Here is a 23,674-nt window from a genome sequence, read left to right on the forward strand (position 1 = left end):
CAAAAATAACTAGAAAGCAGAATTTTGACTTTCTCTTTTTTTCTTATCTCGTATTAATTTTTCCTTCGCCTGCTGCTCTCTTACCTTCGCTAGTTTTTTAGGATGTGAGTATGATAGGTAAGTAGTTGTTTGTGGCCATTCTCTGTAAACGTTGATTTCTATGCCGTCCGACATTAACCAGCTAAATTTTACATCCCCCATGTTCTCGTTCCCTACCATTTTATCTGGCTTTCCATATTTTGATGCAATTAACTTTTGTATCTCGCCAGTCTGCTTCACATTCATGTTACTGGGAAATGTATATACCGCTTCAGCAAACTCATTATTTCTTGTGTACAGAACGTTCAATGAACTAGTTCCTGATAGCACATTTGATGTCGCATAGACATCATTCCAATAGTTCTTACCTTCTTTTTCTACCGATGCTCCAGCTAGCTTTATCGCATCCATTAAAAGATCACGTGATGCACAGCTTAATACCACGCCAAACAAGGTAGTTTTGTTATCTGTTATATCTCTGTCTCTCTTACAGATCTTTTCTAAAATACCTTCGGACACATAATCTGCTGGATAATTGTCACTATAAATTGCGTAAGCTTTGTCTAGATCAAATAGTTCGTACTTCTCATTTTGGTAAAGCATTGCTATTGCACTGGCAGCACCTTTTGAACCTTGTTTATGCGATTTTTGATAAAGCGCTAATGCTCTCTCGGGGTCAGGTGTTTTGCGACGAAGGTAATAATCCCCCAACAAATGGCTCGCTACACTTCCCCCACCATTTGATATCCTCTCAAGACATGTAAAGGCGTCTTTCGCATACTCTAAACGCCTTGCCTTGTTGCAATATCCAGCAGCTTTGTCTAAGTCTACCTCTACGCCGGTACCTTCATAATATGCTAAACCAAGCTTGAGGTGACTAAGTGTATCGAGATAACTCTTCGCTAGATGGCTATAGGCTTGTATCGCTTTTGCCTCGTCATTTAATACTTCTTCATACACTCTAGCTCGGAGAACCCACGTCGCTTTATCGACATCTTTTTTTGAAGAGATATCTGGAATTCGGTTAAAGTACTTAATGCCTAGATCTCGGTCTACAATACCATCCTTACCCAAAAGGTAATGCTCTGCTAGGAATAATGATCCTCCTATTCCATCAGCATCAGACAACCTTTTGTACCATTCCAAGGCCATTTCCTGATTTTTTTCAACGTGCTTTCCTTCATAATAGAATGTACCTATTTTAAACATTGCATGATGATTTTGACCATTAGCTGACTTCTCCATCCATTCAAAACCAATAGTAGGATCGTAGACACTATAATCCTTGGTTAAGTAAATATCCGCGATTTGTTGTTGTATGACATGTTTCATTTCCCCATCTTTCATCTTAAGCATTTTGTTAAGATAAAATAACGTTTTATTAATATCTCGCTTTACAAATTTACCTTCTCTGTATGCTCTAGTGAGAAATGACAAATCTTTCCAATTATTTTCATCAACTTTTTCTAATCTTTCAGTAAACCAAGCTGGCGGCTCTTTACCTTTGGCTGGTGTAAATGACATACACAGAATTAATAACAAAAGTAGGTGGTGAAACACGTTTTTTGATTGCATTCTACAAATCCCTTATGAATGAATAATACGGTAGGCGATAAAAGTAAAAAGAGTATCATAAATTGATACCTCAATCAGTTTAAGCAAGCAAGATAGCCAAAGGTCTGTTTATGTCGGAAGTGGATTTGCGCTACAGTTGTGCCCAACGTCCGCTTCGTCTGCCTGTCAGATGGAGTCTAAACCGACTCATCGAAACTGTGAGATCAGATATGAGCTACTACATCTAAGATGCCAGCTAGATTCTGCGTCGTAACTTATCTCACTATCTCACAGAGGCCTGGAACTTTTTCTATGATGTCGAGCACATTTTCATCGTCAATTCCGCCATCTTTGTAGAAATGGGCATCAGTATTTTTAGAAACAATAATAAGGTTTTTACTTGGTCTAGTCAGCGCGACGTACATGAGGTTTAGATATTCTTGCCTAGTATCGCTCATCGAATTAGAAAAGCGGGGGTCGATTACGATGCAATTATCACATTCAATCCCTTTTGCTGAGTGCATAGTGATAATGTTTTCAGAATTAAGTATTGTTCTTAAATTATCTCTTAAATGGTCCCTTTGATATTTCGTCCTAACAAGTATTTTTGTATTACTAGTTATTTTTGTATCTAAAAGATAGCTATTGAGCCAGGTGCCAACTGCGCGGATATTTTCACATCGCTTAAAAATAGGCTGCATTCCAATATTTTCATTACAGGTTACAAGTAGGCTTGCGCTTCTGTCGACAAGTCCTCTTACAAAGTTGGTCAACTTCAAGATGGATTCGCTAGCTCTATGCTGCCTTGTCAATCTCGCCGTTCTGACTCGTAACTTTCCTTCAATGTTTTTTATTAAGGAAGACTTGGAGCCTCTAAATTGATATATAGTCTGGCAGATGTCTCCAACCATGAAAATTAAGACATTCGCCTCGCAAAGTTTTAGTAGTATTCGTAGCTGAATGCTATTAGAATCCTGCATCTCATCAAGCAGTATATGCGATGTTGTACTTTGAATCGTTTTAGCAAAATCTCTATTAGTTAACGCTTTATCGACTAACGTTAAAACGTCATTGAAGTCCCACTTTCTGCCTTTCTTCTTATAGCTTTCGTATTTCTTAACTATCTCCGTCATTCGTTCGGCATCGCTGTTGCCCTCCTGACTTTTAATTCTTCTTATTACGTCTTTTCCTTCGGTCAAACTTTGCTCGAAGTGAGATTCCAGTCTAGTTACTTTCTCTGAAGACAGCTTTGTACTTTGTATTTCTAATATTTCCTTGAATTTCTTCTTCGCTGTATCATTATCTTGAAAAGTGAAGTTTACGTAACGAGGAAAATTTTCTCTTAGTATATTTGAGCACCATGTTGTAAAGGTACTGATATTTACGGAATGGTCCGCTCTTATTTTGGGGGGAAGGCGTTTTCTAATTTCCGTACATGCATCATTTGTGTAGGCCAGACAAATGATACTTTTGTCAGTTTTAGGCTGTGAATTTTTTATTTTACGGATTTTCTGTACTAATAATTGGGTTTTGCCTGTACCCGCACCACCGTACACAATTGTCATCGGTAATTTACTATTCAAAGCACTCCGTTTACTTATATCTGGTGTAGCAGGGTTTACCTTTTCCACAATTTGGGGAACGTAATTGAAGATCGCGCTAGTAGATGACTGTTTCCAAAACTCTATATATCGCTCCAGCGTTTCTGTAGATACATTTATGACAGTGTCACGCATGTACAAAGTTGAGATTAGTTCGTTAACTATCCTAACTTTCTCTTTTGCAAACCATACAGAGTTTAAACGTCTAGCTCTCTTTCCGAGCTTTTCGGCAGACCTAAGAAGGACTACCCATGCATGTGAGTCACTATTGTCTGCGCCCCTCAAACTTTTGTTTTCAATCAGTGCTTTAAGCTGACTGGCACTTAGCGAGCTAAGTGCTATTGGGTCGAAGAAGTAAACATTTTTAAAATCCAATTTAACTGAACTTAGTTCCGAGAGCGGTACCGGTTTGCTCTTGAAGTAGTGTCGTCTTTCTACCCGGCTGGCAGGAACGCATTTGCTTAACATTTGATTAGATTTGTCTGCATTCCAACCATACTTTTTTGCGTGCTGCTTTAGTTCCTTTAGTAGTTTGTCATAGATAATATAGTGGCTGCCTTGCTTCCTATCCCCAAGGTACGTAGTTTGTGCGACGACGCTGCGAGGTAAACACTCTCCTGCTTTAATTTTTTTGTTCTTCTCGTGGTTTACATAAAGAAACAACTGCGATAGCCCAGGCATATTAAATGCGATATCAATTCGCTGACACAAGGCGCTATTGATGAACTGTGAGTAGACGCGGTTCTTTAGCACTGAGCGGATGTGGGAGAATATGATTAAAAGTTCAAACGTGCTGAAACGGCTAGGAATAAGATCAATGCGGCAGGCTCGTTTTTCATCGTTTGGCGACGTAAGGTACAACTGTATTTGCTTGAACTTATTTCCAAATATTGCAAGCGTAAATCGTGTTTCGTAAGTTACATCACTATCATAGTAACGTTTACTCTTGTTCACTTTACCTAAGTCAGCGGCTCTCTTAACCGTTAACGTTCGCTGCATGGCTTTTGTTTTTACGTTCGTCAGGTCATTGAGGAGTGTTTGAACGGTTGAATTTTTAGAACAATTGAAAAAGAGAGAAAGAAAATCTATGTCAGGAGTTAAGTACTTTTTTGGGTGCTTAAGGTACTTGTTTAGCACTTTCGCTTGATTCTTTAGAACATCTTTTCTTTTAAGTGCATGCAGTACACTTTGTTGTTCGTAACAGAATTCGTTGACATCTGTAAGGCTGCTTAACTCAGCTGCGAACTTGATAAAGTCTCCGCTGTAATTGTCGATGTCAAATTTGTTACTCCAGTGAACATCTTCAAATAGCGGATCCGTGTCAGAACATGGTAAAGGTATAACAGATTTGCTTTTAGACACTGTATTTCTTCATTTCGCTGTTTTCACATTTGTCATACATTATAATGATTTAGCGCAAAATACTCGTTTTTCGCATATGCGAAAAAGAACCCGCAACCCATACGACTATTCAAACATGTCGCCTGGATCCAAATTCATAAAACGATTCGTGCTAGCCCAGGTGGTTAAAAGCAAGTTTATTTGATTAGCTGTATTTCTATCTATCTCTCCTACCAAATCATGCTCAACGATTGACTTGAGTTTTTGTTCTAAGCTCGCGTCTTTGAAATCGTCTAAATCTTCTTCGGTACTTGACCAATTATCTTCAAATCCATAATCATTATCGTCTAGGTTAACTAGGTTGTTGGTAAACAACTTTACTGCGATCAACAGCGCAAATCTTACTACTTCATTTTGAGACAGGTAAGAAAAACCCGTAGCCTCTTGTAGTTCGCTCACGAGTGGCTGAATGTTTTCCATCACAAGCTGTTCGCTGTCCCTTTCTTTGGTTCTTTTCAGGTAGGACCTGCAGTTCTCTTTAAATTGCGTTTTCTGCGCAAAGAAATGTTTTTCGACGTCACAAATAAGCTCATCTCTGTGTTCATTCTCCGCCGAAAGATATTTACGCAGAGTCACCTGAAACTCTTTTGAACATTTGTCGAATCGTTTTGGATTATTTCTTATCCACGGAGCAAGCAAGTTCCAATCATCTTTTGTTCTTTGTTTCACTTTTATTCACTTTTATTGACTTTTTTTATTGTGCCTCAGAAATGAAATAAAATAAAACAATTTAAATTTCAACGTTTTGAGATTTATTTTCGCTCTTACAGGCTCTGGGAACGCTGTTTTTCCTAATTTGCAATTGGTTTCAATCGCTAAAATGAGGAAATTATGAGTAAATCGAAACGCACGAAAAAAGTTAAACAAAGTAACGAACTCGCAGTCGTTGAGCATGACCCAATAAACGAGGCCAAGAGTCTCATGAATAAAATGAATGATAGTGCAAAAAGTTTACGTGCACAGGTGTATGAGTTTTATGAGAGAAAGATGTGGCTTGCTTTTTATTTAGATTCTGGGCTCAAAGGCTGCCGAAAGTGTCTAAAAAATCATATCAAACCTGACACATATTCATCTGTTTGTCGCTATTTGCAAGTTGCGGTGGTAGAGGTTGAGTTGCAAATTAAACAGGGAAGTATGTCACTAACTGTTCTGCTGATGTACTTTAAATATCGTAAAGAGGACTGGCATACAATTTTTGAGGAACTCCCAAAAAATCCAAACAAGAAGATCTTTGAAATAATTTGTGATGAGCTTTTGGCGAGAGGAAAAATTGAGAAAGTTAAACCTGCCAAGAAGTCTGAGCCGGTCGATAATCTGAAGACTGCGAAAAAGTTGCTAAACATTTTGACTCCCGATGAGCTTGATGAGCTTTACGAATCAATTGTAAAAGCCATAAATCAACTCTTTTAAAAGAGCAACCAGAAGGGGGCAGCAGTGCCCCTTTTAACTTCACAAACACGGTACAAAACAGCCATATAACCTTTCACCAACCCTCGCTATCATTTATTTAGCTTCTCAAAGCAACTCCATTCAAATTCAGAACTTTTAATTACTACTTCGGAGCACTTTATGAATGCAGCATGCCCCTATGCACTGTATTTAGGTCGACTTGCGCCTAATAGTCAGCGTTCTATTGGTTCACAGCTAAATAGTATCGCTGATTTGCTGCGTTGGCCCGAAAACAAGCGCCATATGATGTACCACAAAATAGACTTTCAACAAGCTAGTCATATCAAAGCATTACTTATTGCTAATGGCTGGTCTGCACGGTCTATAAACAGAGCTATGACAGCAATACGCGGTATTGTAAGCGTGGCTGTTATGTCAGGTCTTGCGCCTGAAATACAATTAGTTCAGCTCCGCGCTATCAGCAAAGTGAGCCACGGCGCCCATGACGGTAAGCCGCTTTCGGTTAAGCAAGTTCAAACGCTATTCGCACATTTGAAACAAAATACGTCCGTACTCGGTATCCGTAATTGTGCTGTATTAGCAACACTGCTAGGAACGGGGCTACGCAGAAGTGAACTAGTCGCGTTATCACTCCAGGACTACATAGCAGGCTCGACACTTATTGTGAGAAGAGGAAAGGGGAACAAGAGCCGTACCGTTCACTTACCGGAGTGGGCGCAACACGCCTTAAACGAATGGGTAGTGCTACGTGGTAAACAAGAAGGTTATTTGTTTCATAGAGTGGCTAGAGGTGGGAACATCCAACACGATACTCACTTATCTTCATGTGCTGTTTATTCACTTATTCGTAAATCATTGTCCGCCATTGGCATTGAGGGGGTGTCACCGCACGATCTTCGGCGTACTTTCATCACACGTTTACTCGAGCAGAATGTCGATTTAAATACCGTTCGACAGATGGCAGGGCATGCAGATATCAGTACCACGATTATGTATGACAAACGCAGTGAAAAGGTCATGCAACAAGCTGCCTTCTTACTTTCCTACAAGCTGTGAGGTCTTTATGTCTAATAAAGTGTTAAGAAAGTCTGGTGAACTGCATTATCTTGCGTGTGAGTGGGGCAAGCGGTTACTTAGATACTTGCCATCAGTTGATACCGATGTACTCAGTAAAAGCCTTGCGTCTAATCTGCGTGGGAGTAGTGTTTCAAGCGTACCGTTTTTCAAAGACAGAAATGAAAGCGTCAATTATAAAGCATGCTTAACTATAAGTGATAGGCAACCTAAGGTTACCAGAACGTTTCTAGACAACTGTAGTTTCATCAGAAGCCTAATGGATTTACCGAAACAAACCGATTTGCTTGTTCAGTTCACCTTGCTCTCACAAGTAAATCAGTGGTTAAGGGCGTTAGCTTCATCCGTGCATTTACAAGCTAACCATTTGTCTCTGAATGAAATTGTTAAAGACATAACAGGTGTTAATGACGAGCAGTTTACTCATGCTACAGCGCGATTGAATCAATATGGTTTCTTACCGGATGTGGATTTTTTATCGTATGATTTTGGTGAAATGCCTAAGGTGCTTGTCCGTAAGTTACTTACTGAAAAAATAACCTCTAGAGAAATGCTGGTCGAGCCGCTGCTTCACCCGTCCCCTAACGCTGCATTTGGGCTCAAGGATTTTCCACATGTCAATACAGAGCTTCTAGCGCGATACTTAAATGCTGCTACACAAGCCAGAAGCGTGGGTACAAGTGTATTGCTGTATGGTGAATCTGGAACAGGCAAAACGGAATTATCTCGCGCACTAGCGAAAAGTTGTGGTAGAACGCTTTATGAAATCCGCTCTACGGCACTAGCTAGCAACTATGCCGATGATGAGTTTAACAGTCGTTTCCCTAACAAGGACAGGCTTCGTTATCTTTCTTTGCTCAACTCATTACTCACTAACAAATCTAACGCTATGTTGTTAGTCGACGAGTGTGAGGGCTTATTTGAAAATGTTGATAGCCAATACAGTAAAGAGCACCTACAGCGTTTTATCGAGTACAACGATATCCCTTGCATTTGGATAACCAATTATGTGCAGAGCCTTGAAGCCAGCTTTATCAGAAGGTTCAAGCTCGCCATTGATGTACCGTCATTGAAACCTGAAGAGATAGAAAGCGTTACGCGCTCTTACTATCGCGGTTTGGGTTTATCTCTTGCTGTTCGAAAGCAAATCAGTCAGGTGGAGAATATTACGCCTGCGATAGTGGCAAATGCAACTCACATCGCGCATACCATCAAAGCGAAGAACGGCGATGCAGAAGCAGTGGTAAACGATGTCGTCGAGTACTCTCTCCGAGCGACAGCACAATGGCAAGACAAGCTTAACTACAAGGGCGAAATCCCGTTTAAGGTAAGCTACCTAAACATCACACAGCCACAAGCCTACCTTGATGATATTACTTATGCGCTGAAACACAACCTACCTAGTCGAACGTTAATTTCAGGTCCGCCAGGTACAGGGAAAACCGCCTATGCTCATCATCTTGCTAAGTTAAACAATAGAAAGCTCTTGCGGGTTAAATGCTCGGACGTATTAAGTAAATGGGTGGGTGAAAGCGAACAGAAAATTGCCGAACTCTTCCAACGCGCACACGCAGAGGAGCAGGTTATCCTTCTTGATGAAGTTGACAGCTTGCTCAGTGCTCGGGAAGGGCTAAGTGCTCAACATGAGCTTCAGTTCGTTAATGAGTTTCTAACGCAAATAGAGTGTTTCACTCAACCTTTATTTGCCGCTACAAACTTTGTCACCAAACTAGATAAAGCGGTGTTACGTCGTTTCGACTTCAAGCTTGATTGTCAGTACTTAACCTCAGTGCAAGTACTGGAGCTGTATAAACAAATAACAAGAGTTAAAAGGCTAAGCGAGCCAGAGAGTGAAACGCTACTTCAACTGAAATACCTCACTCCAGGTGACTTTGCCATCTTAGCGCGCCGCACCAAGTTTCGCCCTAACGTATCAATTAGAGATTTTGCCATCAACTTATTGGCAGATGAAAACCAACGTAAGCAAGCAAAACTCCAACCGGGCTTTGTTCGCTCCCACTAACCCATGAGGTAAACACTATGTCTACATCCGTATTGAGTTCGCTCAAGGTCATCGCTCGCCCTAAAATTGAGCCCAAACCTCCCGTTATCGGTAAGCGTTTAAAGCTTATTGAAAGGCTAGAGCAACAAAAAGAGATGGCACAATGCCTTATCGACAACAAACGTTTTGAGGCGTTTAAGGAAAAGAAAGTTAAGAACCCTGAAACAGGTGAAATCACCATTCAGCGCAGACCCACCACTGTTCGACCGTGGTATTACGATAGCGACGAATACTACTATCTTGAAATAAAAGTAGGTAGTAAACCTATTGAACTTCAAAAAGGTAAACCTGCGATAGATGTTGGCGATAAAGCCAAGCTACCAGAGATTATCGATACCGTTATACAGGCGATTGAAAAAGGTGAGCTTGATAACGCTCTACTAAAGCCAGCTATTCCTAAAAAGACAGAGGCTAAAAGCTAATAAAGGCAGAACCGCTGAAAGGGTGATAATCAGTATCGCCCTTTCTCTTTCCATAGTTCAGCAGCCAAAGGCTAAATGGCAAACCATCACGCTTTGTTTCAACAAGCAACTTAACGCTGCCTATGCAACTAAATTAGCTTTTTATGCGACTCGCTTCGACAAAAAAGCCAACCTATTTCAAATTAACATCAAGGAACCAAATTATGCGCATTCACTGCGAAGGGTTAGTTTTGCCTGTTACTCAGAAGTTTACTAAGGCAATATCGGTTATGCTCAATGAAAAGGGGATTTCGGGTGATAGTGTGACTATCAACTTTCGTGACCCGACTTACTCAGCCGAGAATGGAGGTTTTCATCCTGTCGAAATTAGACTGGAACGGCAAAATAACACTTGGCACCTGTGCTATATCACAGACTTCGCTTACGTCGGGAGTGGCCCTTATGCAGAGTTAGCAAAAGACCTCGACTTTGATTTCCAAGCAGGCGTATTTCAAAACCTTTTCGGCGTTTTTCCTATCGAACAGGCAACCGATATGTATCAGATATGGGAAGGTAATTTTTTATATTATTGGCTAGAGCTAGAAGCCTTCAAAGTCAGCATTTCAGCTTAAGCAAAGTTACATTTCAAAAACTGTAAACCCAAGAACGACGCAATGTTGCGTGTTTAATTTTGGAGTTTATATGAAAAGTAAAAAGTCAGAGACTTGGTATGTTGTTTTTATTGGTGCATCCCCTGGTATTTACAGTAGGTATGATGAGGTGAAAAGATATACGCAAGGTATATCGAAGTCTTATTTTAAAAAGTACGATACTAAAAAAGAGGCGCTTGCGGCCTTCAAAAAAAGTAGCCGAGCCGACTACGATGCGAAGAAACACTTCCAATGGGGATACGAGCCACCAGTAAGGCGGTGAGTAGCCTTTTCAGTTGACCTAATCTTGATAGTTTGGGGTAGCCGATATTGGCTATCCTGTTTTTTGACAATACTCATGCAACTAAAAGCAAACACTGCTTACCTTCTATGTTAAGGCGTGTAAATTTATCGTTAATCACAACAATGTTTTCTTCATTGTACGGCATTAGCCTATTCATTGAGTTTTTCCCATTGTTCAGGAAGCTTGTGTAAATCATCTAGTTGATACTGTTTACTTAGCTTAGGATGCTCCTTTATCAAATCTACTAGCTCAATGCCTGTTTCGATTGGCTTGAGGGCATATGCTTCGTCTAGCATTTTAACAACTTCTTTAAAATACAAAGCTGTTCCGTATTTTTGGATAGTAGGGCTGTTGTCGTATCGAAGCTCTTGCGCAATCGCAATCATCCAAAACATTGGACGCCACCACGAGTAAGAAAAGTCGCAACGTGCAATTACATCCCCTGCGTCTTTTTGATAAGCAAGTATGGTGAAAAAGTTAATTAATTCATCCAGTTTATAACGGTCATGCTGCTCATTTTCTTTGAACTCTTCAAACGTTGAATATCGAGAAACAAGACTAATCCGCGGCCAATCAGCTTCAGATAGTGAAAGTTGCTCAGCGACGAAAAATCGGCTAATCACAAAGTCAAAGTAACCTCTGCTCGCCATCGCAGGAATAAGAATATTCATAGATGAATTTTTAACATTTTGAAAGTAATCACTACAGTAGGTTTGGAATAATTCTACGATAGCGTTCTCTTTCGCGTATTCGGCTGTTGTATTGTTCGCTTTAGCTGTCTCAGCCAATACTTCTCTAGTATCTTGAAGTTCTTGGATTTGAAGATAAACAGTCAAAATTACTCCACAGAATGCAAACCCGGCAAACAAAGCGTTTATACTACTGAAAACATCAGCTAAGGGCTGGCTGGTAAATTGGCGAATTACAGTTTGCTCGGTGCCTACATACCAAGCGCCTAACCAAAGACCGAGAATTAACGCGCTAGATGTGGATATTATTAACAGTGTTGTTTTGCGCTTCATTTAAAGTCGTTTGTTTTTGAAATTGTGCATTTACATTAATATTCCATGAAACGAGCTGAACGTAAACTTATAAGAAGAAAATACACATTTCTAGATTTCAAAGGGGCGCTACTTTTCATTTAGATTAAGTGAAACTTGAGTTAGTCTGGAATATTATGATTAAAGACTCTCTCTAAGAGGGATTAAAACCATATAAAGCAAATTGCAGAAGAAGAGCAATTTGTTCCAGAACGCATGAAAGGTGTTGTCAAACGAATGATTTACAACAGCCTAAAACCGTTGCGTGAAGAAGTGGCTGGTCTTGTGGAGAAGCCTTTCAATATATTTCAGCGCAAGAAAGCAACACCGCGCTTTACGGAGAAGCTGAAAAACTTTGTGAATACATTCTACGGTGGAGTTTATTTTAAATGGAATTAATTCAAATGGACGTTATGGACATGTCCGAACTTTCAAAACGCTCCGAAGGTAAAATCTATTCTCTAGCTATCAGTATATCAAATGTAGAGGAACGGGTGACAGAGATGTACAACACCGTTACCGATACTAGTTGGTTAAAACCATTAGATATTATTGATGAGCTGACTTATTCGTCGCGTTCTAAACCTACAATTGATAAAGTCGTTAATGAGATTCTCAACAACGTGCAAAGCGAATTGTCCGAAGAGTTTGGAGAGTATATGGTTTCAGACACAGCTCTCTCGGCGCTAAAAGAATATTTAAGACATTTGCGTCTTCCTCTTGCGGAGCTAATAAAAGAAAAAATTTCTGGTAATCCCGGTTTCGATTTCCATTCAGAAGCATCGGAAGCGGTAATCACTTTTGGTGAGGCTAAGTACAGTGGAGTTAGCAATGCACATGGAAGAGCATTAAGACAAATAAATGAATTTATTCTCGCTAAAAAGGATATTCAGGAGCTAAGTGACTTGAGGAGATTCGTGTCCGAAGCTGCAATACAAAATGCCAGCAAAGGCATAAAATCTTACTGCGCCGCTTTTTCAATCGTATCAGATAACCCTCTAAAAATAATGCGAAATGCGTTAGATTCAGTTCACTTGAAATACCTTCTTCAATTTGAAGCTATCTTCCTCATAGGGGTCAAAGTAAATGCTTGAGCAGATAGCGAACGGCACCGGTATACGAGAGATACTTTCTAGCGCAATTAAGGAGTTCCACACTAAAGGTCCTACAAATCTTGAACTCTTAGAAATCATTAGTCTGATCAAAATGATTCACCCTGAAACATTTTCTGATTATGAAGATAAGCTAACGAGTGTAATGGGACTGTTTTATAAGCAAGTTCAGCCTCGTTCTGTACTAGAAGCGATATACAAAGATTTAGGCGATGCAATTGAAAAGAAGTACGGACGAGCTTTCACTCCAATGCAGGCAACTGCTTACAAGGCAATTCGTGAAAAGCACTTCTACTCATTTTCTGCTCCTACAAGTACTGGCAAGTCATACCTATTTCGCGAACTTGTTAAAGACTACGATAAAGATATTGTAATAGTAGTTCCGTCACGTGCATTAATCGCCGAGTTTTACTCAGTAGTTATTGACTTGGTGCAAAACGATGTGTTGGTGCTTCAGTTTATTGAAAATGTAAATCAGCATAATACTTCAAGGCGAATCTTTATAATTACACCGGAAAGAGGGACTGAAATATTCAAATATAGCGGTGATTTTGATGTTGGAATTTTTCTTTTTGATGAAGCTCAAATATCTGAAGAGCCTGTTAGGGGTCTGTCATTCGATGCGTTCGTAAGACGCACAGAAAGAGAGTTTCCAAACGCTACAAAGGTATTTGCGCACCCATTTGTCTCCAACCCGAAAGCACAGTTCACTAAACACGGCTTTGTAGAAAACTATCAAGCAGATAGCTTCAAACAGAGCAATGTTGGTAAGATTTTTGTCTCTTTGGAGGTGGATGGAAGTTTTGAAATATTTTCTCCTTACAAAGATGCTGACGACATAAAGTTGGATGAAGACATAATTTCTTCCACGCTCGCCAAAAATGGAACTGTTCTTATTTACTCATCGAAGGCAAAAATTTTTGATGGGAGGCACATTGAAGAGTATGGGCAATATATAGAGCAGTGTCAGCCGCTTGACGAACCAGAAGCTTTGAAATTTGTTTCTATGCTTGAGAAATATATTGGTTCTTCAGAAACCCAGCTAGGTAAGCAATCTTCTTTTATTCAGTTAATGAGAAGAGGTGTAGTAGTTCATCACGGCTCTATGCCGCTCAAGGCAAGGATCTTAATTGAAAACTTTGTGCGAAAGGGATACGCAAAACTTTGCTTTGCTACATCGACATTAAATCAAGGTATTAATATGCCGTTTGATTGCGTACTGATCGATAACTTCACTTATATGAATGAGCTGACACTCAAGAATTTGATCGGCAGATCTGGAAGAAGTACGGATCTTCCTAAATTTGATTATGGATACACCATTGTTCGTAGAGAGAACGTTAAAACATTCTCAAGTAGGTTGTCTTCTGATGTTGTAATTAGCGAAACGTCAAAATTAGACGATGATATAAAGAATATCCATGAAGATTTCACAGATCTAGTCGAAGCTGTTAAAACAGATACGTTTAATGACGACCTCCACTTGACTGATTCTCAAGTTGAACGTATTCGAAGTGCTAACTTAAAAGCGCAAATCAAATTCATTCTAGATAAACTTATTGATGGTGAGAAGGCCATAACTGGTAACCAATATTATGCGTTGGGGGACTCAGTTAGAAGGCAAATAAAAGAAAAATTAAAGATCATATATTGCTCTCATCTAAGACGCAGTCAACTCTTATCTGGTGAACAAGCTGTGCTTAGTGCCGCCATACCTCTTCTTTTGTGGAGGGTTCAAGGCAAGTCCTTCAGTGAAACCTTGTCGTTACGTCACTCTTACCTAACGCAAAGAGATGAGAGACGAAAGCTTGCCCGGAAACTCAGAGAGGGTGAGCTAGAGCAAAGTAAATACAACAAAGAATTAAATCGGCTAAAGATCAAGTATTCTGCGCAAGCAGAAAAGTTACCCAATTCGAATTTGAAAAAGTCATATCCGCTTTTTCCTGCTAATGTATCTGTCAAAAGTTTTGATTATGATCGATTGGTTTACGATACATACGATTATTTAGATAAGGTAATCAGCCTATCACTAGCTGATCCCATATGTGCTGCCTTAGCAGTTTACTACGAAGAAACTGGAGATGGGCGTTCCAAGGTGCTTAGTAACTATCTTCGGTTCGGCACAAATGACGAAACCGAAATTTGGCTACTAAAATATGGGTTCGATCCTGAAGATGTTGAATGGATATCAGCTGTTGTTGCTCATGTAGATGAAAATGGCATCGTGTTTATAGATGACCTCTCCACTTTGACAGATGAGCAGAAACTAATAATTAGAAGGTACGTCTAGCTTTAAGCTATGGTAGATAGATAAAAAGCGATGACAAAAACAAAAAAACAACTCAGAGGTTGGTTCATTATGTGCAAAGAATTCGGAGATTGGTACCAGAGGCCGGACTTGAACCGGCACGCTATTTCTAGCAACGGATTTTGAATCCGTCATGTCTACCAATTTCATCACTCTGGCATCAAATCGTATGTTTGCGAAGTTAAAAAACTTTGCAAATCTTTGCAAGCATATTTTAGCTTGTTTGAGTCAAAAGGCGCTTACCTTTCAGTGACTTGCCTAGCTTAAGTTGTTAGACACTATCAGTTTTGAATCCGTCATGTCTACCAATTCCATCACACTGGCATTGCGTATGGTTATCAACGTGGTGTTGATGCATGGCATTATAGCGATGCGGCGCGCCTATACAACAACTTTTTAAGCTTTTTGTGATTAAGTGCCGAAAGATTGTTCAAAAGCGTATTTTGCTTTATCTATTTCTTATTAATCAACAGAACGCACACTTTTACCAACGCTGAAGCGTCCAATTAATCGCTACTACCGCGATTACTGACGATGCAATTGGCATTATGGCTTTTGAATATAACCTTACGTTTCTAAGTAAGATGAGTAAGGGCAATAGCAGCGTAACTATGGCAAGTTGACCCAGCTCTACCCCTATATTAAAAGCGAATACATTCATTACCAAGCTGCCCGACTGGGCGTTTAGGTCGCCAAACACGCTCGCAAATCCCATTCCATGGAGTAGGCCGAACCCAAAGGTAATAAATCCTAAACGCATGATGATAGGGTACACATTGTTAAGCGCAGTTATAGTCACTGATATAGCAATGCCTAGCTCAACAATACGGCTATCTAGCGTAATAAAATCCAGTGCTGTGGCAGTTAATGTAATCGAATGTGCTAACGTAAACGTGCTTACTAATATCACCGTACTTCTTATAATGTGCCTTTTGCTTTGCTCTTTCACCCAGCTCTTATTTTCCCTGTAAAGATTAACGGTGAGCAACGTAGCAACCAAAAACAGTATATGGTCTAGTCCAATGAAAATGTGCCAAACTCCCTGATAAACCATCTCCCTAAACTGCGAAATCCAGCTGTTTCCTGTAGCAGAAGGAGTGATAAAAGAGCGTTCATCGCTTAGTACATAAACACTTGTGTGATCGTTTAACGTTACCGTTGTGAGTAGCTTGTGGGTGGGAAAATCGCTAACTATGCCAGTGTATTGTATCGATACTTCGTTTACATATACGCAGTTTATCGACAGCGGGTATACCAGTAATGACTCTGCAGATATATCTCGTATAGAAGGGGAAGCAATACTAACCGTACATCGCGTTTCGCTATCTCGAATCACTAGGTGGTTTTGGATATAGTCGTTCGCCATAGTGTGGTTTCTGTTGACTTCACCCCAGGTCAAATTACCGTCATTATTACTATCTAGCCCTGCTGCTTGTCCTATATCTTCAGGCTTTAGCAAGAGCTCGCCAGACAAAGTGTTATTTGAATCGTTTTTAAGCGTTAAGTAGCCGTTACTCAGTTCGTGTGAATGCGTGAAAGCGCTGAAGGCGGCGAAGATGAAAAATGTGATAAATTTAATCATGATTCGTTTACTGAAGGGGTTGAGAACATTAGGCATTGGTCGATACTTCATTAGCCTGTCGAGCGCGCTCTAGGAGGTTTTTGTCATCTAATGACTGTGCGTATTGCCAGTTAATTTCGGCAAATTTAAGCGCCAGTGGGTAATCAGGTTCAATCTCTAAAAAGTAAGTGGCGACCTGTGCGGCGTGAGAACTGTCTTCTCGCCACACTCGAATTTCCATGTTCTTAGCAAGTTGAGTTTGTACTTCAGAGCGCACAATACCTTGCGCTCGTTCCGCAATTGCCCATTTAAGTAGCAAGCCATCGTCGGCTGTCAATATATCGGGTACGGAGTTGCTAAACCCAGAACTCACTGCCTTATAGTTATTCAACGCAAAATGTGCGTCGGCCCAAACTAACATTGCGCTTATAGGTAGCTTTTCGAATTCTGTTTGTGACAAGTGCTCAAGCGCGGCTTCAGCGTTACCAAGTTGAATCGACATGTCTGCAAGTACTTCATAAAACCACTGGCGCTCCGCAGGCCTCACTGTACTCGTGTAGGTCTCAAAAGCACTAAGCTTTTTCAAAAATTTTACGTCTTTATTTTGTGAAAAATCAGCGTTAACCATACACGTGAAAGCGATTAAAAAACTTGTTTGCCCTACCAGCTTTTCACAGTTTTCTCTCGCCTTTTTAGCGTTACCTTGCTGAACGTTTATATCTGCCAACAATAACTGTGCAGCTGGAGAGCGAAAGCGGGCTATTTGATTGAGATGTTGCTTGGCTTGTTCGAACTTATGAATGCCTTGAAGTAGTCGAGCTTCTAAAACAACTAAACGCTCTTTTTGACCTGCGTTCAACGAATCGAATTTTTGTCGCATTATGTTCGTGAACCTAACAATACGCTCTCTTTCATCACCTTTTGCTTGAAGGTATCTACTTGAAGTTAAAATTTTTTCCGCTTCGTCGATACTTGCTATGGATAGCTGTTGAGGCTGCCACGTTGCGATGACGGTATCATAATTGAGTTTTTCAGCCTGAGCAGATACCGAACAGACTGTTAGGGCTGACAATACGCTCATTATAGAGAGTATGAGAGTACTGCTTCTCATCAACTTCATCAGAATTTCCTTTAAAAAAGCCGTCCCTGGCTTTACGGTTGACACTGGGTACTGAACGTTCGTTATTGACCAATCAATAAATCATCGAACGTGGTGTCGTCAGCATCTTGGGTGAACTCGCGCCCGTTAATTGGCAGCGGTTCATCGGTCGGTGCTTGATTAAAGGCATCACGGGTATAGCTAGAAAACGATACCTGCTGTGCCTCAATCGTAACGCTAACGGTGGCCGTAACTTCTGGATTTACGCCGTCAGAAACGGTGAATGTGAAGCTATCGCTACCCGTTACCTGAGCGTTAGGTGTGTACGTAAAGCTGCCATCAGCATTAACTTCTGCATTACCTAACGTACCGTTTTCACCAAGCCCGAAGGTGAGTGCATCACCATCGGCATCGGTTGCTGTCAACGTGCCATCAAACGCAATATCTGCTTGCGTCGTTAGCATTTCATCAACGGCTACGGGCGCTACATTTTCTTCTGGCTCTTGATAATCGTTATCGTCATCACTATCGAAACAACCAGTTAGCGCTAGCACCAATCCAGAAATGACCCACAACTTATGTTTCTGCAAAGGGGCTTGACCCGACTTAACAAACGCGGGGGCATTTGGATTCTTGTTAAATAACCTAATCTTCATAGACATGATGGATCTCCTTATTCAGAGCCAGCAAGTGGTGTTTTTAGGTAAGGAAACGATGAATCAATCATGCTTGCATCTACAGGTGCACCATCAGTGAAAGGTACATTACCTACGCTGGCGTCCTCTGGTGTACAAAGGCCAAGGTCTGTATCTTCACCTGCTACCGGGATGGGATAACACAAACGGCCCATAACAACGCGAAGGGCAATATCAACCACGTCATCACCGGGGCGGCGACCGTTAGGGAAACCCGCTAAGTCATCGCCTGCCACACCAAATGCTGACTGTGATTCGGCTGGTGTTGCTGGGATCCCAGTGTTTAGGCGCAGCATTTCTGATGCTGTAACCGTTGCTTGCTGGTTAACGCCTGGGAAACCTGTAAGGAACGCTGTTACTAAGTCCATACGCGGGAAGTTCGTCGGCGCAAGGGTCTCAATATCCGTACCCAGCGTAGTATTCACTGCATCTTTAAACAGAATGTTCAGTAGTTCTGGCAAAGAAGGGTGGGTTACATAATCAGCGAATTGACCGTCTGCACTTGGATGAGAAGTAGAGAATTTGTCTTTATCGCCAATACCGATAACAAGCTCATTTACTAGCGGGCTACCTAAACGAGACACTTGAGTCATCGCACCACCATTAGTCTCAGGTTTCGCAAAAGTAGCATCTGGGTTTAGGATACGCGCTTGCGGCAAGCTTGCCGTGGTCCAGCTACCAATTACGCCATTACCTTCACCGGTAACACACGCCTTGGGTACTTCAATAGATAACGCTGTCACGTTTTTATCGGCTAAGTCATCATTCATGGCACTTTGCGTTATACCGCCAGGAAAACCTTCACCATCGCCTGCGCCCGGTGCGCTGTCGCCCTCAACAGGTACATAATTTACCAAGTCGAATGTTTTGCCTAAGTTAACAACGAAGGGGTCTTTACGCTGACCAACAAATACTTTGGCCATGTCATCGCACCCAGGGATGCTGAACGAATAAATAAAGCTTTCAGCATAGCGTGCGTATTCCGCTTCACTGGTAAAGGTTTTATTACCAATGTAATCAAGCGGCTTTTTAAACATATCGCCCATGGCGGGAGTAAGAGTAGTGCGCGTGCCTGTCTGCATGTCGCCACTCACCATAGTAAGGCTATACATTTCCGAGAAGTTCGCTGCGCTTGAATCGTCTGCGCTGATACCGCCTACATTTTTAAGCGGTACTTTCACCATTTTCTGTTCGCCTTCAGGGCCTATAGGCAAGGCGATACCTTCGTTATCGGCAGCAAGCATATTGTTAAACTTAAAAACAAAGCTTAAGTCTTCAACCGCGTCGCCATCGCTATCAATATGAATCGCGTAGTGCGCATTCGGGTCCATTGCAAAGTAGTTAGGGCCACCATAGGCATCTTGCAGTGGAATATAATTTGCTATGAAAGTCACATAATCTTCACGGCCTTGTTCATAGCTATTGAAAGCATAAAAGTCGGTGCTATCTAACGCTGGGTGGCGAGTGATATTAGGTGCTTCTCGGTGACTTGACGCTATTGCGCCAGCAGTTACGGCTGCACATGTCACGGCGACAGCCAGTGACAAAGTTTTGCGTTTGAATTGGATCATGTCGAGTCTCTCTGTTTTTTTATGAGTTCAAGAGACCAAACGACTGAGGTTTCACCTTAGATGCAAAAATATTTAAAAAATTAAAATAAAGTTTTAATGAAAAGTAAAAGGCCACGTTTCGTGGCCTTTTGGTGTGCCGCTTAGTGCGTAAAATTACACGGAAACAATCGGCGCTATATATAGCACTTCCGTTGGTGCGCCTGTTACCGAGCCGCCTGGTGCTTCTAAGCTCACAGCTAACGCTGCGATACTTTGATCTAGCAAGATATCTGGTGTCGCGCGCGTGTCGCCATTAACTTCAGGCATCAAGCCGAGAGAAATTGGTGCTTCGCCGTTTGCCGGCACCATCCAAAGCTCATAGTCTTTGTCTGCTAACGCCACAAATGCATCGGTGACCTTAACATTCATGGTTGTGTCAGAAACTTCTATTACCCACAATGGCGTGTTATCAGCATTATTGACTACGGCAATATGGGAAACCTCTGGGGTAGGTACAGGTTGCATGACGAAAAGCAATACGGCCAACACCATTGCAGCTGCGGTGGATATAAACGATAAGTTCTTCCAGCGCTTCTGTTTCTCTTTTTCAAGATCAATAACATTGTCGCTACTTGGTTTTGCGTTAGTCGTTTGACCGACAAACTCTGTATCATTGGCCGCCTTGTGGCCAAGCTTCACTTGTATGCTCTCCCACACGCTGTCAGGTGGTGTCACCGGAGGCAAGGTTTCAGCAAATCCAGTAAGGTATTGCTCCCATTGTGCAGTTGCATCGCTAACAGCCTGATACTGCATCATTAACTTTTGATAGCGCGTTCTCGCTTTGCCGCGCAGTGTTCCAACAACATATTCAGCGGCGAGGGCGTTTAATCGCTCTTCTTTTAAATAATTCATAGTGATAGGCACCTCTGCAAGCTTTGCAAGCCTCGTCTTATCCAGCTTTTAATGGTTCCAAGTGGTGACGCCAAGTGAGTTACCACCTCTTGATGCGACATACCATTCACATAGGCTAAATGGATAGCCTGACGCTGCGGTCCATCAAGTTCATCTAAACAAGAGGCCAATTTTGCTTGCTCTGCCTCTAACTTTATTGATTGTGTGGTTTCCATACCTGACGGTGCGTCATCATTTAATTCGACTTCATTTCTTACGTTGTGATAGCGGATTAAATCGAGCGCACGATAGCGAGCTATACTGACCATCCAGGTAAGTACCGTACCTTTGCCTCGTTGATAATTACCGGCGTTATGCCAAATTTTTATATAGGCGTCTTGTGTGGCTTCGTCAGCGAGTTCAGGGCGTTTCAAAAGCCTTAAAGCAATAGCGTAGAGCTGTGGACTTGTTATCTTATAAAGCTCTGCGAACGCTTTTTTGTCGCCGTCTGCGGTTTTACACAGCAGAGGAAACAGAGTTTCGTGTTCCATTGTTGCTCCTATTTTTATCGTTGTAGTGCGGCCATTTGTTTATTGCTCTAACTATTTGGCGGCTACTTCTTAAAGTAGCATGTTTTATATACAACTGCCTGAATGGTTACCTAATCAATAGACAGCCCCCCAAACAGTAAAGCGTTTATGTATTAATACTTTATTGAAAAGGTAAGGCGAACATTTCTCGGCTCTACAGGGTGATAATGCAAATCCTCAATCCCTTCCTCTGGCTCTCCGGGCAGCCTAGATGCGTAAAAATAATCAATATCGTGATCGTCACTGTCAAGGGCATTCAACACTTCTAAAGTAACGTCCCACATAGGCTGACGATAGGCAACTTGAGCATTAATTAAGAATGTTGATGGCGGTGAAATTTCATCGAAACTTTCTACTGTGCGAGAGCTTAGGTAGCGGCCTCGTAGAGTATAGCTGAACCCTAGTTGATTACTTCTTTGATAGTAGGTCAGCCCTACACTCACCACACCTGGCACGGTGCCATCAATGTGACGGCCTTCGCCTTCAACGCTGTCGCTAAATCGTGCCTTGGTCCACGCAGCTTCAATGTCTGTTGTTAGGTGATGGCTTATCCAGTAGTAGGCACTCACTTCAATGCCGTGTCTCTCGGAGGGGCGACTGGCTTCAGTAAAGCCTGCATCACCAACATATACCAGCTCGCTATCAAGCTCTAGGCGCCACAGGGCAGCAGACAGGTTATAGGTTTTGTTATCGGTATAGTTAACGCCCGCTTCATAGCCAAGGCTCTTTACCAATAAGGGAGCTGCTTCGGTAGCGTCACCACTTACCGGGTCTATGCTAATTGTTGCTCCTCGCGCATCGTTAGAGTGAAAGCCCTGCCCAATGTTGGCAAATGCGGTGAGTTGGTCTGATACACTGTACTTCAAGCCTGCTTTAAGGGTAAATAAACCGTCACTTTCGCTTCCAGAATTAGCACCAAGACTGCTGGTAACGTCCACATCTAAGTAATCGTATCGACCACCTAATGACAGGCTTAATGCGTCACTCAATACAATGTTTGACTGAGCAAAAAGTGCATAGCTGTTGCTGTCTATTTCGTCTTCTCGAATAGTGCCAAAGCGGGTTAAGTTTTGGGTGCGATACAAACCCACGTTTTCAATATCGTCGAAACGCCACTGGCCGCCCAAGGTAATACTGCTTCCATCCGTAAGCGCCAAGGGAAGGGTAGTGAATATTTCACCACCGTAAATTTTTCGGTCGTCGGCCTGTTCGAATTGATCGCCAGTCGCAGGATTATCAAGAAAGTAAGTAAAATTTGAAAAAAGGCTAAGCGTTGTATCTATGGCATACAGTGAAGCATTCCATGTATCACTCGTATAGTTTGCGGAGAGACTATAGCGAGACGAATCGCCGCCAACTTGGGTGTCGATAGAGCCAAGACGGTCTATTAAGCCGCTTTCAATAGCGCGCTCAGGTACCTGGTCAGCACCGTTCCAGCTATTATCGTAGGCCATTCCTGTAATGGTGAGTTGGCCGTCCAACAAAGGCGTAATATAACGAATATGGGCGTTTTTCTTTTTTACATCTTCGTCAACGTCAGTCCACGGGCCGTCATAGGTTTGATATTCCAGCGCTGTAACAACGCGGCTCTCTCCTGCTTCAAAGTGATTTAATGCAACAGCGCGCTTGAACCCATATTCTCCTAAGCCTAAGAACAACTGGTTTTGCTCAAGTGAATCTCTTAAATTGAAGAACGCCCCGCCAGCGCTAGAAAAATCGCCGATGTTGGCATAATAGGTGCCTTTGAAGTAGCTTAGATTGTCGATAAATTCGGGGATAATAAAGTTAAGGTCACTGTAGCCTTGGCCATGTCCGTGGCTTCGCATGTTCACCGGCATACCGTCTACACTCACCGTAAAATCCGTGCCATGATCGAGGTTAAAACCGCGCAGGAAGTACTGGTTGGCTTTTCCCGAACCGCTGTGTTGGGTCACCATCATGCCTGGGATGAATTCGAGTATTTCGCCGGCGCGCAACATTGGGCGTTCAATCAAGGTGTCACCAGACACCCATCCCTGCGAAGCCGAGATAAACTCTCCATCTTTTACAGATGAGTCACCACGTACTCGAATATGCTCAATATCACCTTCGGGGTCGTCTAACGCCATTGCAGCGCCCATACCGAGCGAAAATGAGCTAGCGATAAGTGTTGTTACCAGAGTTTTTGCTGTCACCGTATTTACGTCCATTATCCGTTTGTAATAGCAATAACGATTAACAATGGTTAATGGATGCAAAAAGGTGGAAATCAGTTTTCTTTGCTTATTGCGCTATTAAATACCGTTAACTAAGGCTTATGTTGTTTAAGCGTTGTGGCGCTTGTGTCAAAATA

The 23,674-nt window shown here is 41.8% G+C and carries 20 protein-coding genes and 1 tRNA gene; 9 read left to right on the forward strand and 12 right to left on the reverse strand.

Features of this window, described 5'->3' with window-relative positions; all coding sequences use genetic code 11:
- Positions 1 to 9 precede the first annotated feature (9 nt).
- The 3 genes from AWH61_RS08425 to AWH61_RS08435 form a co-directional block, all read right to left on the reverse strand.
- Positions 10 to 1,614: a tetratricopeptide repeat protein gene (locus AWH61_RS08425; protein ID WP_075176805.1), complete on the reverse strand. Its 1,605-nt coding sequence runs from the start codon at positions 1,612 to 1,614 to the stop codon at positions 10 to 12.
- A gap of 254 nt (positions 1,615 to 1,868) precedes the next feature.
- Positions 1,869 to 4,556: a UvrD-helicase domain-containing protein gene (locus AWH61_RS08430; RefSeq protein ID WP_075176806.1), complete on the reverse strand. Its 2,688-nt coding sequence runs from the start codon at positions 4,554 to 4,556 to the stop codon at positions 1,869 to 1,871.
- Between the two features lie 105 nt (positions 4,557 to 4,661).
- Complete coding sequence (locus tag AWH61_RS08435) at positions 4,662 to 5,264, reverse strand: hypothetical protein (protein WP_075176807.1); 603 nt, start codon at positions 5,262 to 5,264, stop codon at positions 4,662 to 4,664.
- A 162-nt stretch (positions 5,265 to 5,426) separates the two neighbouring features.
- On the opposite strand from AWH61_RS08435, the gene AWH61_RS08440 reads away from it, so the two are divergent.
- The 6 genes from AWH61_RS08440 (at position 5,427) to AWH61_RS08465 (ending at position 10,475) form a co-directional block, all read left to right on the forward strand.
- On the forward strand, positions 5,427 to 6,005 hold the full coding sequence (locus AWH61_RS08440; protein WP_075176808.1) for a hypothetical protein: 579 nt from the start codon (positions 5,427 to 5,429) through the stop codon (positions 6,003 to 6,005).
- A 159-nt stretch (positions 6,006 to 6,164) separates the two neighbouring features.
- Positions 6,165 to 7,061 (forward strand): tyrosine-type recombinase/integrase, encoded by an 897-nt coding sequence (locus AWH61_RS08445; protein WP_075176809.1) that lies wholly within the window; start codon positions 6,165 to 6,167, stop codon positions 7,059 to 7,061.
- 7 nt (positions 7,062 to 7,068) lie between these two features.
- Complete coding sequence (locus AWH61_RS08450; RefSeq protein ID WP_075176810.1) at positions 7,069 to 9,102, forward strand: AAA family ATPase; 2,034 nt, start codon at positions 7,069 to 7,071, stop codon at positions 9,100 to 9,102.
- A 17-nt stretch (positions 9,103 to 9,119) separates the two neighbouring features.
- On the forward strand, positions 9,120 to 9,563 hold the full coding sequence (locus AWH61_RS08455; protein WP_075176811.1) for a DUF6641 family protein: 444 nt from the start codon (positions 9,120 to 9,122) through the stop codon (positions 9,561 to 9,563).
- 203 nt (positions 9,564 to 9,766) lie between these two features.
- Positions 9,767 to 10,174, forward strand: coding sequence for a DUF2787 family protein (locus AWH61_RS08460; protein ID WP_075176812.1), 408 nt, complete (start codon positions 9,767 to 9,769; stop codon positions 10,172 to 10,174).
- 70 nt (positions 10,175 to 10,244) lie between these two features.
- Positions 10,245 to 10,475, forward strand: coding sequence for an RNase H1/viroplasmin domain-containing protein (locus AWH61_RS08465; RefSeq protein WP_075176813.1), 231 nt, complete (start codon positions 10,245 to 10,247; stop codon positions 10,473 to 10,475).
- Positions 10,476 to 10,645: 170 nt separating this feature from the next.
- Here AWH61_RS08465 and AWH61_RS08470 read toward each other — a convergent pair whose 3' ends face one another.
- Positions 10,646 to 11,518 carry a hypothetical protein gene (locus AWH61_RS08470; RefSeq protein ID WP_075176814.1) on the reverse strand — a complete coding sequence of 291 codons (873 nt, stop codon included), beginning with the start codon at positions 11,516 to 11,518 and terminating at the stop codon, positions 10,646 to 10,648.
- 255 nt (positions 11,519 to 11,773) lie between these two features.
- Between AWH61_RS08470 and AWH61_RS20140 the strand changes: the two genes are divergently transcribed.
- The 3 genes from AWH61_RS20140 to AWH61_RS08480 are packed head-to-tail and all read left to right on the forward strand — an operon-like array spanning position 11,774 to position 14,938.
- Positions 11,774 to 11,935, forward strand: a complete 162-nt coding sequence (locus tag AWH61_RS20140) for a hypothetical protein (RefSeq protein ID WP_170870500.1) — start codon at positions 11,774 to 11,776, stop codon at positions 11,933 to 11,935.
- A complete protein-coding gene (locus tag AWH61_RS08475; RefSeq protein WP_075176815.1) occupies positions 11,926 to 12,630 on the forward strand; it encodes a hypothetical protein in 705 nt (234 codons plus the stop codon). Before AWH61_RS20140 ends, AWH61_RS08475 begins: the two co-directional genes overlap by 10 nt.
- Positions 12,623 to 14,938 (forward strand): DEAD/DEAH box helicase, encoded by a 2,316-nt coding sequence (locus tag AWH61_RS08480; RefSeq protein WP_075176816.1) that lies wholly within the window; start codon positions 12,623 to 12,625, stop codon positions 14,936 to 14,938. The genes AWH61_RS08475 and AWH61_RS08480 overlap by 8 nt, the downstream gene beginning before the upstream one ends.
- 90 nt (positions 14,939 to 15,028) lie before the next feature.
- Here AWH61_RS08480 and AWH61_RS08485 read toward each other — a convergent pair.
- The 8 genes from AWH61_RS08485 to AWH61_RS08520 all read right to left on the reverse strand — a co-directional run bounded on the left by AWH61_RS08485 (position 15,029) and on the right by AWH61_RS08520 (position 23,531).
- Positions 15,029 to 15,115 (reverse strand) — tRNA-Leu (locus AWH61_RS08485).
- A gap of 325 nt (positions 15,116 to 15,440) precedes the next feature.
- The gene (locus tag AWH61_RS08490) at positions 15,441 to 16,574 is read right to left on the reverse strand and encodes a HupE/UreJ family protein (protein WP_075176817.1); all 1,134 of its coding nucleotides are present in this window, start codon (positions 16,572 to 16,574) and stop codon (positions 15,441 to 15,443) included.
- Positions 16,567 to 17,637 carry a hypothetical protein gene (locus tag AWH61_RS08495; RefSeq protein ID WP_075176818.1) on the reverse strand — a complete coding sequence of 357 codons (1,071 nt, stop codon included), beginning with the start codon at positions 17,635 to 17,637 and terminating at the stop codon, positions 16,567 to 16,569. Before AWH61_RS08495 ends, AWH61_RS08490 begins: the two co-directional genes overlap by 8 nt.
- A 62-nt stretch (positions 17,638 to 17,699) precedes the next feature.
- Positions 17,700 to 18,278 (reverse strand): Ig-like domain-containing protein, encoded by a 579-nt coding sequence (locus tag AWH61_RS08500; RefSeq protein ID WP_075176819.1) that lies wholly within the window; start codon positions 18,276 to 18,278, stop codon positions 17,700 to 17,702.
- A gap of 11 nt (positions 18,279 to 18,289) precedes the next feature.
- The gene (locus AWH61_RS08505) at positions 18,290 to 19,882 is read right to left on the reverse strand and encodes a DUF4331 domain-containing protein (RefSeq protein ID WP_014980197.1); all 1,593 of its coding nucleotides are present in this window, start codon (positions 19,880 to 19,882) and stop codon (positions 18,290 to 18,292) included.
- Positions 19,883 to 20,035: 153 nt separating this feature from the next.
- Complete coding sequence (locus AWH61_RS08510; RefSeq protein WP_075176820.1) at positions 20,036 to 20,773, reverse strand: anti-sigma factor; 738 nt, start codon at positions 20,771 to 20,773, stop codon at positions 20,036 to 20,038.
- Entirely contained in the window at positions 20,770 to 21,303 is a 534-nt protein-coding gene (locus tag AWH61_RS08515) for a sigma-70 family RNA polymerase sigma factor (RefSeq protein ID WP_075176821.1), read from the reverse strand. Before AWH61_RS08515 ends, AWH61_RS08510 begins: the two co-directional genes overlap by 4 nt.
- 152 nt (positions 21,304 to 21,455) lie before the next feature.
- Positions 21,456 to 23,531, reverse strand: coding sequence for a TonB-dependent receptor (locus tag AWH61_RS08520; protein ID WP_075176822.1), 2,076 nt, complete (start codon positions 23,529 to 23,531; stop codon positions 21,456 to 21,458).
- Positions 23,532 to 23,674 lie beyond the last annotated feature (143 nt).

It is taken from the genome of Alteromonas sp. W12, from assembly GCF_001924945.1.
GTDB lineage: Bacteria > Pseudomonadota > Gammaproteobacteria > Enterobacterales > Alteromonadaceae > Alteromonas > Alteromonas macleodii.